Here is a 12,944-nt window from a genome sequence, read left to right on the forward strand (position 1 = left end):
ATATTTATTATGATGCTGTTGTTGTCTTATTTATTAGGCTTATGGCAAGTATTTTTAGAACGTTCATTAGGCTGATGCATTATTGTAAAACCTCATGCGGCGAGCATGAGGTTTTTCTGAATGGTGTTTGAAGGAATAGATAATAATAATGTCACATATTTTTGCGGATTTTTATAGTTTATACAGTTTACAAACGGTACATATCACGATAATATGTTAAAATGTGAAAGATTTTGATGGTTATTGAATGAATTTGAAAGATTTTTGTTGAGTTATGTCGAAAAAGCGTTTACAATGTAATTGTAAGCTAAATGAAGGCGTTTCCAAAAGGGGTGATAATGTGTTGACTCCCGAACGGCATCAGTTGATTATTGACGAGATTGAAAAGCATGATGTCGTGAAAATCCAGTACTTAATGAATTTAACGAACGCATCTGAGTCAACGATCAGAAGAGATTTGTCGACGCTGGAAGCCCGCGGATATTTAAAGCGTGTTCATGGAGGGGCATCGAGGCTTTCCGATATTCGTACAGAGCCTGACATGCTAGAGAAATCATCCAAAAACCTTCATGAAAAGAGAAAAATCGCTCAAGAAGCGGCCTCACTTCTTGAAGAAGGCGATTGTATCTACCTTGATGCCGGAACGACCACATTGCAAATGATCGATTTTATCGATCCGGAGATGGATATTATCGTGGTCACAAATGGAGTCATGCACATTGAGGCATTAGGTAAAAAAGGCATTACTTTTTATTTATTAGGCGGGTATGTGAAGTATAAAACCGGAGCAATCGTGGGCGGTTCGGCTTTATCAGCCATCAGCCAATACCGGTTTGACAAAAGCTTCATCGGTGTCAATGGCATTCATAAAGAAGCGGGATTTACGACTCCGGATCCTGAAGAAGCGCTTTTGAAAACAAAAGCTGTCAACCAGGCGAAAAAAGCATTTATTTTAGCTGACGTTTCCAAGTTTGGGGAAATTTCATTTTCTGCCTTTGCCGGTTTAGACGAAGCAACTATCATTACAGCAGGATCTGCAAAACATTCATTTGATAACTATCAAGAAAAAACTGTCGTAAAGGTAGTGAAAACATGATATACACTGTAACTCTCAACCCATCGGTCGACTATATTGTTCACGTTGAAGAATTTTCCGTAGGCGGGCTGAATCGTTCAGTCTATGACACGAAATATCCCGGAGGCAAAGGAATCAATGTCTCACGCGTACTGAACAGACACCATGTACCTTCTAAAGTTCTCGGTTTTATCGGCGGTTTTACCGGGGGGTACATCAAATCATTTCTCGAAGAAGAGAAGCTTGAAACGGCTTTTCATGAGGTGAATGGAGACACGCGCATCAATGTCAAATTGAAGACCGGGGATGAGACGGAAATCAACGGGCAGGGGCCCGTCATCAGCCAAGAAGATTTCGCGGCCTTTTTAGACCAGTTTTCAGCGATGAAAGAAGGGGACATTGTCGTATTGGCTGGCAGCATTCCTTCTTCATTGCCGCAGGACACCTATGAAAAGATTGCAGAAAAGTGTGAAGAGCAAAATGTCCGGGTTGTCGTTGATATTTCGGGTGAGGCACTCCTAAAAGCAGCAGAAATGAAGCCGCTTTTAATGAAACCGAACCATCACGAGCTCGGTGAAATGTTTGGAACAACCATCACTTCAGCGGAAGAAGCGGTGCCTTACGGTAAGAAACTCGTTGAACGCGGGGCCGAAAACGCGATCGTTTCCATGGCTGGGGAAGGCGCACTTTTATTTACAAAAGACGGCGTCTACCATGCCAACGTACCTAAAGGAAAGCTCGTGAACTCAGTCGGCGCCGGAGATTCAGTGGTTGCAGGCTTTCTCGCAGGCATTGAAAAACAGCTCGACATCAAAGAAGCTTTTCGCTTAGGTGTCGCGTCAGGAAGCGCAACCGCCTTTTCAGAGGAGCTGGGAACGGAAGAGCTCGTTCACAAGCTGCTTCCGGAAGTTCAAGTCAAAGCGATTTAAAGGAGGAAAGGTTATGAAAATAACAGAGCTACTAACGAAGCATACGATCAAGTTAAACCTTGAGAGCAGCCAGAAAGAAAACGTTATCGAAGAACTCGTCAGCGTTTTGGATCAGGCGGGCAAGTTGAATGATAAAGAAGGCTACAAAGAAGCCGTGATCAACCGTGAGAAACAAAGTTCCACCGGTATCGGCGAAGGCATTGCCATCCCTCATGCGAAAACGGCAAGCGTTAAAGAGCCTGCGATCGCGTTCGGCCGTTCAAAAGACGGCGTCGATTATGAATCCCTTGACGGCCAGCCAAGCCATCTCGTTTTCATGATCGCTGCTACAGACGGCGCGAATAACACTCACTTGGAAGCATTGTCAAGACTGTCGACTTTGCTTATGAGGGAAGAGATTCGCAAACAGCTGCTTGAAGCTTCATCCGAAGACGAAATCATCGACATCATCAATCAGCATGATAAAGATGATGAAGAAGAAGAGCAGGCCGAAGAAGCATCTGCACCATCAGCAAAAGGAAAAATCCTTGCGGTTACAGCATGTCCGACAGGGATCGCCCACACGTTCATGGCTGCCGATGCTTTGAAAGAAAAGGCGAAAGAGCTCGGCGTTGATATCAAAGTTGAAACGAACGGTTCAAGCGGTATTAAAAATGGTCTGACAGCGCAGGAAATCGAAGATGCGGTTGCGATCATCGTCGCCGCCGATAAGCAGGTTGAAATGGATCGCTTTCAAGGCAAACATGTCATTGAAGTACCTGTAACAGCAGGAATCAGACGTCCGAAAGAGCTGATTGAGCAGGCGCTGAAACAAGACGCGCCTATCTATCAGGGTAAAGGCGGCGGTGCATCTGCATCTGCTTCTGAAGACGGAGCTGCCAAAGGAAAAGGCGGCGGTTTCTACAAACACTTGATGAGCGGTGTCAGCAACATGCTGCCATTCGTCGTCGGGGGCGGGATCTTAGTTGCGGTTTCATTCTTCTGGGGAATTAACGCGACCAAACCGGGAGATCCCACTTATAATGAGTTTGCAGCTGTATTAAATACTATAGGCGGAACTCAAGCACTTGGATTAATTGTCGCTGTATTGGCAGGATTTATCGCGATGAGCATCGCGGATCGTCCGGGGTTTGCGCCTGGTATGGTCGGAGGTTTCATGGCGACGCAAGCCGGCGCCGGTTTCTTAGGCGGACTGATTGCCGGTTTCTTGGCTGGTTATATTGTTGTCCTATTGAAAAAAGTGTTCGCTGGTCTGCCGCAAGTGCTTGACGGGTTAAAACCTGTCCTTCTTTATCCGTTGTTTGGAATATTCTTGACCGGAATCATCATGCATTATGTTGTCAATACGCCTGTCAAGTATATTATGGATGGCATGACACATTGGCTTGAAGGTCTTGGAACAGGAAACCTTGTTGTAATGGGTATTGTTTTAGGCGGTATGATGGCGATTGATATGGGCGGTCCGATCAACAAAGCGGCCTTCACATTTGGTATCGCGATGATTGAAGCTGGAAACTTTGGACCTCACGCAGCGATCATGGCGGGCGGTATGGTGCCTCCGCTTGGAATTGCCCTTGCAACGACTTTCTTTAAAAATAAATTTTCAAAACGGGATCGCGAAGCCGGAATTACCAACTACGTGATGGGCTTGTCATTTATTACTGAAGGTGCGATTCCTTTTGCGGCAGCCGATCCGGCGCGCGTCATTCCTGCTTCTATCATCGGATCAGCAGTTGCCGGAGGTTTGTCTCAATTTTTCCATGTCACACTGCAAGCGCCGCATGGCGGAATATTCGTTCTCTTCTTTACGACGAACCATGCGCTGCTGTATCTCCTCAGTATCTTGATTGGTGCGGTTGTGACGGCTCTCATTCTCGGCATCTTGAAAAAGCCGGTTCCAACTGAAAAATAAGTGCTGAAAGTGCCACAGTAATCCCTGTGTGGCACTTTCTTTTTTACCGTTTTTGCCGGAAGTGAACGCGGGAATTATGTATTCGGCAGGAACTTGTGATAAAGTATAGGAAAGCTTTATTTTGCATGTATGCTGTGACAGACTGTTTTTAGGAGGAAGCGTTTTGACTGAAGAAAAATCCACCCAAAATAAAAACTCTCTCTTTGAATGGGTAAAAGCCATTATTATCGCAGTCGTTCTGGCGTTATTGATCAGGGCATTTTTATTCGAACCGTATTTAGTCGAAGGTACATCAATGGATCCGACGCTGCACGACGGAGAGCGGCTGTTCGTCTATAAAACGGTTAAATACGTAGGCGAATTTAAGCGGGGAGATATCGTCATTATCGACGGCGATGAAAAAAATGTCCATTATGTGAAGCGCTTGATCGGCCTGCCGGGAGATACCGTGCAAATGAAAGACGACACGCTGTACATAAACGGGAAAAAGGTGTCTGAGCCGTATCTTTCGGAAAACAGAAAAGAGGCGGAAGCAGTCGGCGTCAAACTGACGGGCGATTTCGGCCCTGTGAAGGTTCCGGAAGGCAAGTATTTCGTGATGGGAGACAATCGCCAGAGATCGATGGACAGCCGGAACGGACTCGGACTGATCGATAAAAAACGAGTGGCCGGGACTTCACAATTTGTGTTTTTCCCGTTCAACGAAATCCGAAAAACAGACTGAAAAATGCCTGATGTCCATTTGGACAATCAGGCATTTTTGCTTGATTTATGCGGATAATGATGCCAGTACTGCGATAAACAGTACGGTAACGAACACAGAGGCCATAATCAGAAGAACGCTGTATAAGATTCTGATTTCCGCGGCTTCTTTTCCCCTTTTTGACAGCATTCGTTTCGCCGCGATATGAACGAACACGTAAATCATGGCAATCCCGATGTAAAGGCCCACATCCCGTGCTGTAAAGCCGGTTACGGCAAGATAAACCCCTGCGAAAAAAATAAACATGCAGTATTCCGTCAAAGTGATAAGCTTCATGTCTTCCTCCGTCTAACGATCCGAGTTTTCTTCAAATATCACCTTTTTATAATATATCTTTTGCAGCCATCCCACAAGGAGGCCGAAGCCGATCAGCAGACAGGAAAATATCAAAAAGTCCGAGGTCCACATATCAAACCCTTTGAAAAGCCCGATAGACATCGTAGAAATCACCATGGCCACTGACACGAAAAGCGCTTGGCGCGGCCTTGAATTGATCCACCTGATGATATCAGGATCATCTTTTAATTTCATTATTCCTTCCCCCATTCTTCAATAATTGTAACATATTGTCACAAAGAAAGTGTGAACAAGTGTTTTTTTGATATATTTTTCTTTAAAACTTTATCGTAAAAAAGCAAAGCATTTCTCTTGCGGAATTTTCGTGTTATACTCTTTTTAATGAAGTATAGATGGAGGATTTTAAATGATAGCTGTTCAAAATGTCAGCTTGCGGTTTGCGGACCGGAAGCTGTTTGAAGATGTAAATATTAAGTTTACGCCGGGTAACTGCTACGGATTGATCGGAGCAAACGGCGCCGGAAAGTCCACTTTTTTGAAAATATTATCAGGTGAAATCGAGCCTCAGACGGGCGAGGTTCATATGAGCCCGGGCGAACGCCTTGCCGTCCTGAAGCAGAACCACTTTGAGTATGAAGAGCATGAAGTGCTGAAAGTCGTGATCATGGGGCATAAACGCCTTTATGAAGTCATGCAGGAAAAAGACGCGATTTACATGAAACCCGATTTTTCAGATGAAGACGGAATCCGCGCCGCAGAGCTTGAGGGCGAATTCGCCGAGCTGAACGGCTGGGAAGCCGAAGGGGAAGCTGCGATTTTGTTAAAAGGCCTCGGCATTGCTGAAGAACTGCATACGAAGAAAATGGCGGATTTGGGCGGTTCCGAAAAGGTGAAGGTCCTCCTTGCACAGGCCCTGTTCGGAAAGCCTGACGTCCTTCTTCTCGATGAGCCGACCAACCACTTGGATATTCAGGCGATCCAGTGGCTTGAAGAGTTTTTAATCAATTTTGAGAATACGGTTATCGTCGTATCGCATGACCGCCACTTTTTGAATAAAGTATGTACGCATATCGCCGACCTGGATTTTAACAAAATTCAAATTTATGTCGGAAACTATGATTTCTGGTATGAATCAAGCCAGCTTGCGCTTAAAATGAATCAGGAAGCCAATAAGAAAAAAGAAGAGCAGATCAAACAGCTCCAGGAGTTCGTTGCCAGATTCAGCGCCAACGCCTCAAAATCGAAGCAGGCGACATCAAGAAAAAAACTGCTTGAAAAAATTACGCTTGACGATATTAAGCCTTCATCGCGCAAGTATCCGTACGTACATTTCACACCTGAACGCGAAATTGGAAACGATGTGCTTGTTGTCACAGACCTGTCGAAAACGATTGACGGTGTCAAGGTGCTTGACTCGGTCAGCTTTATGATGAATAAAGAAGATAAAATCGCCTTTACAGGCCGGAATGAGCTTGCCGCTACTGTGCTCTTTAAAATCCTTGCCGGGGAAATGGAGCCTGACAGCGGATCGTTTAAATGGGGCGTCACAACATCCCAGGCGTTTTTCCCGAAAGACAACAGCGAGTATTTTGAAAACAGCGATTTAAACCTTGTCGACTGGCTCCGCCAATTTTCGCCGCATGACCAAAGCGAAAGCTTCCTGCGCGGATTTTTGGGCCGGATGCTGTTCTCCGGGGAAGAAGTGCTGAAAAAAGCAAGCGTTTTGTCAGGGGGAGAGAAAGTCCGCTGCATGCTGTCCAAAATGATGCTGTCCGGCGCCAATGTGCTGATGCTTGATGAGCCGACCAACCATTTGGATCTCGAATCCATTACAGCGCTGAATAACGGTTTAATCAGCTTTAAAGGCGCTATGCTGTTTACATCTCATGACCATCAGTTTGTCCAAACAATTGCCAACCGGATCATCGAAATCACGCCAAACGGAATCGTCGATAAACAGATGAGCTATGATGAATTTTTGGAAGACAAAGCGGTTCAGGACAAGCTTGCTGAACTTTACGCGTAATGATAGAAAACCCGCCTTAAAAAGCGGGTTTTTTTATAAAAAGGGAGATGGTTGCCGTGTCATGCCGCAAGGCTCTTGAGCAATATATTCAAGCAACAAACACACATGAGTTTGAGAATGTCAAAAAGCTCCTTCATCCCGACGCTGTGTACTGGTTCTCGGATGAAACGTGCTCGGGCGTTAAGGAAATTCAGCGTTATTTTGAAAACGCCTGGAAGCAAATCGAAAACGAAGTATACAGCGCCAGTCATATCAGTTGGATCACGGAAACGGACGAACAGGCCGTCTGTCTTTATACATACGAATGGAAAGGGTTTTTTAGGGGTGAACCGGTTCAAGGGGCAGGCCGTGCGACAAACGTATTTGTAAAGGACGAGTCAGGAAGCTGGAAGCTGAAGCATGAACATTTAAGCAGTTTGCCCAAATCATGAGGAGGCGGGGCATTGGACGGCTTTATAGCTCCATCTATGTACGGAAGTTAGAAAGGCTGGCAGCATGCGGAAATGATATAAAAGGACCTCAGAAAACTTCTGAGGTCCTTTTGTGCGGAAGGCTTTAGATCGCCCAGTTGCCGTTTCTGAAAATCGGCTCTCTTTTTCCGTCTGCTGTGATTCCGTCTATATTCATTTCTCCTGAACCGATCATGAAGTCAACATGTGTAATGCTTTCGTTTAATCCTTCTTTCGCCAGCTCTTCGCGCGACATCTGCTTTCCGCCTTCGATGTTGAATGCGTACGCACTGCCGATTGCGAGGTGGTTTGAGGCGTTTTCGTCAAACAGCGTGTTGTAAAACAGAATATTGGACTTGGAAATCGGCGAATCGTGGGCAACGAGCGCAATTTCGCCTAAGTAGTGTGAACCCTCATCCGTTTCGATCAGCTCTTTTAAAATCTCTTCACCTTGTTCAGCTTTGACATCGGTGATCCGTCCGTTTTCAAATGTCAGCTGAAAGCCGTCGATCAGATTGCCGCCGTAGCTTAACGGCTTTGTGCTTGAAACAGTGCCGTTCACTCCGTCTTTTTTCGGAGCGGTGAATACTTCTTCTGTCGGCATATTGGCCATGAACTCGATGCCGTTTTCGTTAGTGCTTCCGGCGCCGACCCACAGGTGCTTCTCAGGAAGCTCGATCGTCAAATCTGTTCCTTTTGCTTGGTAATGAAGGGCTTGGTAATGCTTGTCGTTTAAGACGCTTACTTTATCGCGCAAAGTTTGATCGTGGTCTTTCCACGCCTGGACAGGATCTTCACGGTCGACGCGGGTCGTTTTGAAGATCTCATTCCACAGCTTTTGCATCGCTGTCTTTTCATCTGCGTCAGGGAATACTTTTTTGGCCCAGGCCGGTGAAGGTGCTGCGACGACAGTCCAGCTGACTTTATCCGATTGAATCATTTGCCTGTATGTATGCATCGCCTTTCCGGCGGCTTTTTGCTGGGTCGCGATTTTTTTGGAATCGATGCCTTTCAAAAGATCAGGGCTTGAAGAGACAATGGAAATAAAAGCGGCGCCTTCCTTAGCGAGCGTCTCCAGACCTTTCGCTTCCCACTCAGGGAATTCTTCAAAGGCTTCCGCTGGGGCCAGCTCATATTTCAGCCTTGTCACCTCATCATCCTGCCAGCGGACCGTTACGTTTTTTGCCCCTATTTGATAGGCGCTTTTGACGAGGAGCCGTGCAAAATCGCGTACTTCTGTTGACGCGTTGATAACGACTTTCTGTCCTTTTTGAACGTTTACACCGACTTCGGCTACAAGCTTCGCATATTTGCTCAGTTTATCAGTAAACGAATTCATTGGCAAAACCTCCTTTATTGTCCATAACATCATATCAAATATTTGATTGAAAAGAAAAAAAGACGCAGCCCGGTAAGGCTGCATCTTTTTTAACGGTTGATTTTGGCCGTTTGGCCGGGGGGCGAGCTTGGCATGTTTGCAAGGGAGATGCTCATCCCCCCGAGAATAATACCGCTTAAAATAACGGTGATGGCCAGGCGTCTTCCCATATCTCTAAGCATGTTCTTCCTCCTTATCGTTTCTCCATTCCTCACGATATGAAAGAAGCAGGGAAAAAAGACGCGAAAACAAAAATTATTTAGCCGCTTTTTGCAATTTATCGATCACTTCAAGAGAGCGGCCCGTTCCGATGGCGACAGACTCGAGCGGATTTGCAGCAACATGCACGGGCACAACGATTTCCTGTGATAGCCATTCTTTGATGCCGTTCAATAGCGCGCCTCCTCCGGTTAAAATCACGCCCCGGTCGACAATGTCTCCGCTCAGCTCGGGAGGACAGTCTTCAAGCGTCGCTCTGATGGCTTCGATAATATGAAGGAGCGATTCGCGCATCGCCTTCTGAATCTCTATTGATTCCAGGGTAATCGTTTTCGGCAGGCCTGTGACAAGGTCGCGCCCTCTGACTTCCATCGTTTTCGTCTCATGGTCAATCAATGCGTAGCCGATCTCAATCTTGACTTCTTCGGCCGTCCGTTCACCGATCAGCAGGTTGTATTTTTTTCTGACGAATGACACGATGTCTTCATCAAGCTGGTCGCCGCCGATCCGGATCGAGTGGCATGAGACTACGCCTCCGAATGAAATGATCGCCACTTCTGTCGTGCCGCCGCCGATATCGACGACAACGTTTGCGACAGGTTCATCGACAGGCAGGTCTGCGCCGATGGCGGCAGCGACAGGCTCCTCAATCAAATGGACTTGCTTGGCTCCGCAGTTTTTGACAGCATCGCTGATCGCACGCCGTTCAACCGCGGTTGAACCGGATGGCGTGCAGACGACGACGCTCGGCTTTCTGAAAGTAAAGCCGATGTTCTTTCCGGCTTTTTTCATAATCTGCTTCAAGAGGTCTGTCGTCATGTCATAATCGGCGATGACTCCGTCTTTCATCGGTCTGACCGCGACGATTTTTCCCGGTGTCTTTCCGATCATGTTTTTGGCTTCTGTTCCGACCGCCAATACGCTCTTTGTTTCCGTATCCACGGCGACAACGGAAGGCTCATTTAAAATGATTCCTTTGTTTTTGCTGTAAACCAATATGTTAGCTGTGCCTAGATCAATTCCGATCTCGGTTGTTTGAAACATGTTTTCACCCAATCTCTATTTAAAATTTTTCCGAAAAACGAAATTTTCTTCGTGCTGAAAAAATGAATTTCATTTAAATTTTCTCAAATGATCGGCGATTTTTGGGGGTTTGTGACGAGTTTGAAACCAATCTGTAAAATGCTGTCCTCATATTGACATGATGAGAAAAATATTCATTTTTATGACCGAATTTTTGTCAAAGAAACGTTCAATAAGGGAAACCTTTTTCAGTCTTCATTCGTCTATCGTTATGCTAAGACAATATCTTAGAAAAATAGAAACAAAAGAGGAAGTAGGCGAAAGTTTTGAAAGCAATTGGAGTTGTGAGAAAAGTAGACGAACTCGGCCGGATCGTGATGCCGATTGAATTGAGAAGAGCTTTGGATATTTCGATCAAGGACAGCATCGAATTCTTTGTCGACCAAGATAAAATTGTCCTGAAAAAATATAAACCGCACGGTGTGTGCCTGATGACCGGTGAAATCACTTCTGAAAACCGCGAGTACGGAAACGGGAAAATTACGCTGAGTCCTGAGGGGGCCGAATTGCTTTTGGAAGAAATAAAAGCTGCCTTAAACGAAGTGAAAGCATAAGATTTGAAGCCCTTCATCAGAAGGGCTTTTTCTTGCGTCGGCAGAAGATAAAACCGCCGTCACTGAAAAATTCAGCCATAGAGACGATAAATACTTCGAACAATCCTCTCAAATGTGGTGTAAAGAATGTTACAATTGACTGAGAAATACAAGTGGCAGGTGGGGGTATGAAAAGATATCAAGGACGAATCATTGCAACCGTGCTGGCAATGACTTTTATCATGTTTTGGAATTTTTTATTCTATGGGGTGTTGGGAAATAAAATCAATTGGACGGTTGATCTGCTGTTTACACTGGTGACATTAATCAGCGTTTGGTGGCTCACGCTTTATATCGATGAGTCCAATCAGCTTGTCTATAAACTGAAGGAGAGCGAAAAGAAATATAAAGAGCTTTCTTCAGAAACCAACCGCATCATGGATAACCTTCAGGAAATCGTCTTTCAGACGGACCGGATAGGATACATTACATTTTTGAATCAGGCGTGGACAACGTTGACCGGATACAGTGTTGAAGAGAGTCTTGGAACGATGTACAACGATTACTTTGACCATGAAGAACGGATCTCGAATCACCTGATCGCCCAGCTGAAGAACAAGGAGCCTGAAGGCAGGATCGAGGTGCTCTACCATCGCAAAGACGGAAGCAAGTTCTGGGGCGAAGTTCACTATAAACTTTATTATAAAAACGGTCAATTTACGAGCAGCTTGGGGACGCTGACTGATGTGACGGAACGGAAAAAAGCGGAGATGGAATTGTTCAAATCGAATCAGCGGCTTGCTATGCAGTCTCAGAAGCTGGCGATGGCCGGGCAGCTCGCCGCGGGAATCGCTCACGAAGTCAGGAACCCGCTGACATCGGTAAACGGATTTTTGCAGCTGATGAAAGCGGAATATCCCGACCGGAAAGATTACTTTGACATTATTTTCTCAGAGATTAAACGAATCGATTCCGTGCTCGGCGAACTGCTTGTACTGGCCAAACCGCACCAGGTTCAATTTAAAAAGATCAACATCAATTCGGTTCTTCAGCAGGTGGCAACGCTTCTTGAGACCAACGCCGTGCTTTCCCACATTAAGATCGAAAAAGCGTTTCAGCACGGGGAGGAGTGGGAAATAAACGGCGATGAAAATCAAATCAAACAGGTATTCATCAATTTAATAAAAAACGGGATAGAAGCGATGCCTGACGGCGGAAAAATCACGATCTCCTCGGAGGTTGAAGGTGACTATGTGAAAATCAGCATCAAAGACGAAGGGGGCGGCATTTCCCAAGCCGATTTGGCAAAGCTCGGGGAGCCTTTCTTCTCAACGAAAGAAGAAGGGACGGGTCTTGGGCTGACGATTTGCCTGAATATTATCGGCGCTCACAACGGAGAAATGAAAATCGACAGCGAATTGGGCGAGGGAAGCACATTCCACATCCTGCTTCCGATCGACAAAGGGGCGGCATCCGAAGAGAACGATATTCAGCAAGGATGCTGCAGCCGCGCAACGATAAAATAAAAGAGGAAAAATTCCACTTCATATGATAGAATTTGTTCAGATTGACCCATGGAGGAATTACCGATGAAAAAAGAATTTGCAGTAATTGGACTCGGCCGGTTCGGCGGCAGCATTTGTAAAGCATTGAGTGAAGAAGGGCTTGAGGTAATGGCGATCGACAGAGATGAAGATCGCGTAAACGAATACGCCAAAATTGCCTCACATGCTGTGATAGGAGACACTACAGACGAATCAGTGCTGAAAAACCTTGGACTGCGCAATTTTGACCACGTCATTGTAGCGATCGGGGAGAACATTCAAGCGAGCATTTTGACAACGCTGATTTTGAAAGAGCTTGGTGTGAAAATGATTACCGTCAAAGCTCAAAACGATTATCACGAAAAAGTATTATCCAAAATCGGAGCGGACCGGATCGTTCATCCGGAGCGTGAAATGGGAAAAAGAATCGCCCACAACATCGTCTCCAACAATGTGCTTGATTATCTTGAACTTTCTGATGAGCACAGCCTTGTCGAAATCGCAGCGAACGGCAAACTGGCCGGAAATACGCTGCTTGACCTTGATATCCGGGCCAGATACGGAATTAATATTGTCGCGATCAAGCGGGGGAAAGAAGTCATCGTATCTCCGCTTGCCACCGAAGAGATTCAAAAAGACGATATTTTAATCGTCATCGGCTCAAATCCTGACATTGAGAGATTTGAAAAAAAAGTTTTTCAACATTAAAATGCCATCGATCAGCCGCGGGAACCCC

The 12,944-nt window shown here is 45.7% G+C and carries 14 protein-coding genes; 9 read left to right on the forward strand and 5 right to left on the reverse strand.

What is annotated here, in order from left to right:
- Positions 1-340: 340 nt before the first annotated feature.
- The 4 genes from M1D67_RS08345 to lepB all read left to right on the forward strand — a co-directional run bounded on the left by M1D67_RS08345 (position 341) and on the right by lepB (position 4,640).
- On the forward strand, positions 341-1,096 hold the full coding sequence (locus M1D67_RS08345) for a DeoR/GlpR family DNA-binding transcription regulator (RefSeq protein WP_020451225.1): 756 nt from the start codon (positions 341-343) through the stop codon (positions 1,094-1,096).
- A complete protein-coding gene (gene pfkB / locus M1D67_RS08350; protein WP_020451226.1) occupies positions 1,093-2,004 on the forward strand; it encodes a 1-phosphofructokinase in 912 nt (303 codons plus the stop codon). The genes M1D67_RS08345 and pfkB overlap by 4 nt, the downstream gene beginning before the upstream one ends.
- A gap of 13 nt (positions 2,005-2,017) precedes the next feature.
- Positions 2,018-3,916, forward strand: a complete 1,899-nt coding sequence (locus M1D67_RS08355; protein ID WP_020451227.1) for a PTS fructose transporter subunit IIABC — start codon at positions 2,018-2,020, stop codon at positions 3,914-3,916.
- A 163-nt stretch (positions 3,917-4,079) separates the two neighbouring features.
- Entirely contained in the window at positions 4,080-4,640 is a 561-nt protein-coding gene (gene lepB, locus M1D67_RS08360) for a signal peptidase I (RefSeq protein WP_020451228.1), read from the forward strand.
- Between the two features lie 45 nt (positions 4,641-4,685).
- Here lepB and M1D67_RS08365 read toward each other — a convergent pair whose 3' ends face one another.
- The gene (locus tag M1D67_RS08365) at positions 4,686-4,955 is read right to left on the reverse strand and encodes a hypothetical protein (RefSeq protein WP_020451229.1); all 270 of its coding nucleotides are present in this window, start codon (positions 4,953-4,955) and stop codon (positions 4,686-4,688) included.
- A 12-nt stretch (positions 4,956-4,967) separates the two neighbouring features.
- Positions 4,968-5,210, reverse strand: coding sequence for a hypothetical protein (locus M1D67_RS08370; RefSeq protein ID WP_020451230.1), 243 nt, complete (start codon positions 5,208-5,210; stop codon positions 4,968-4,970).
- 172 nt (positions 5,211-5,382) lie between these two features.
- On the opposite strand from M1D67_RS08370, the gene M1D67_RS08375 reads away from it, so the two are divergent.
- Together M1D67_RS08375 and M1D67_RS08380 are read left to right on the forward strand one after the other, a co-directional pair.
- Positions 5,383-7,002, forward strand: a complete 1,620-nt coding sequence (locus M1D67_RS08375) for an ABC-F family ATP-binding cassette domain-containing protein (protein WP_020451231.1) — start codon at positions 5,383-5,385, stop codon at positions 7,000-7,002.
- Between the two features lie 56 nt (positions 7,003-7,058).
- Entirely contained in the window at positions 7,059-7,433 is a 375-nt protein-coding gene (locus M1D67_RS08380) for a YybH family protein (RefSeq protein WP_020451232.1), read from the forward strand.
- Positions 7,434-7,557: 124 nt separating this feature from the next.
- Here M1D67_RS08380 and M1D67_RS08385 read toward each other — a convergent pair whose 3' ends face one another.
- From M1D67_RS08385 to mreBH, 3 genes are all read right to left on the reverse strand, one after another.
- Positions 7,558-8,790 carry an aminopeptidase gene (locus M1D67_RS08385; RefSeq protein ID WP_023857280.1) on the reverse strand — a complete coding sequence of 411 codons (1,233 nt, stop codon included), beginning with the start codon at positions 8,788-8,790 and terminating at the stop codon, positions 7,558-7,560.
- A gap of 89 nt (positions 8,791-8,879) precedes the next feature.
- A complete protein-coding gene (locus M1D67_RS08390) occupies positions 8,880-9,011 on the reverse strand; it encodes a protein YkpC (protein WP_003181378.1) in 132 nt (43 codons plus the stop codon).
- Positions 9,012-9,084: 73 nt separating this feature from the next.
- On the reverse strand, positions 9,085-10,092 hold the full coding sequence (mreBH, locus tag M1D67_RS08395) for a rod-share determining protein MreBH (RefSeq protein ID WP_020451234.1): 1,008 nt from the start codon (positions 10,090-10,092) through the stop codon (positions 9,085-9,087).
- A 305-nt stretch (positions 10,093-10,397) separates the two neighbouring features.
- On the opposite strand from mreBH, the gene M1D67_RS08400 reads away from it, so the two are divergent.
- The 3 genes from M1D67_RS08400 (at position 10,398) to M1D67_RS08410 (ending at position 12,916) form a co-directional block, all read left to right on the forward strand.
- Positions 10,398-10,685: an AbrB/MazE/SpoVT family DNA-binding domain-containing protein gene (locus M1D67_RS08400; RefSeq protein WP_020451235.1), complete on the forward strand. Its 288-nt coding sequence runs from the start codon at positions 10,398-10,400 to the stop codon at positions 10,683-10,685.
- A 167-nt stretch (positions 10,686-10,852) separates the two neighbouring features.
- Positions 10,853-12,190 (forward strand): ATP-binding protein, encoded by a 1,338-nt coding sequence (locus M1D67_RS08405; protein WP_020451236.1) that lies wholly within the window; start codon positions 10,853-10,855, stop codon positions 12,188-12,190.
- Between the two features lie 63 nt (positions 12,191-12,253).
- Entirely contained in the window at positions 12,254-12,916 is a 663-nt protein-coding gene (locus tag M1D67_RS08410) for a potassium channel family protein (RefSeq protein WP_020451237.1), read from the forward strand.
- The last annotated feature ends 28 nt before the right edge of the window (positions 12,917-12,944 follow it).

It is taken from the genome of Bacillus sp. PK6-025 (assembly GCF_056530265.1).